General features: G+C 47.7%; 1 protein-coding gene. It reads right to left on the reverse strand.

Annotated features, from left to right (window positions below; translation table 11 throughout):
* Positions 1 to 281 (reverse strand): P-type ATPase actuator domain-containing protein (locus L0U89_RS20400; protein ID WP_439651583.1); only part of this gene is annotated, 281 nt, incomplete at both ends.

Below are 281 nucleotides of genomic sequence, written 5' to 3' on the forward strand. Positions count from 1 at the left end.
GTAGAGTTCATCATTGCGTTCATCGTTGTCACTGACAGATTTGGTAACTGTAAAAGATTCACCCGTTAGAATAGATTCGTTTACGCTGCAATCATTGGCCTGGAGAATGGTGCCATCTGCCGGTATCAAATTGCCTTCTTCAACTATGAAAATATCTCCAGGTACCAGTTCGCTGGAGGGTATGGTCTGGTGCTGGCCATCCCGGATCACCTGGGTAAGGGGTTCAGTGAGTTTTTTGAGCGCATCCAGGGCATGTCTGCTTCTCGCATCCTGGTAAAGAG

Origin of the sequence: Mariniradius sediminis, from assembly GCF_021491425.1 — a bacterium.
Lineage (GTDB): Bacteria > Bacteroidota > Bacteroidia > Cytophagales > Cyclobacteriaceae > Mariniradius > Mariniradius saccharolyticus.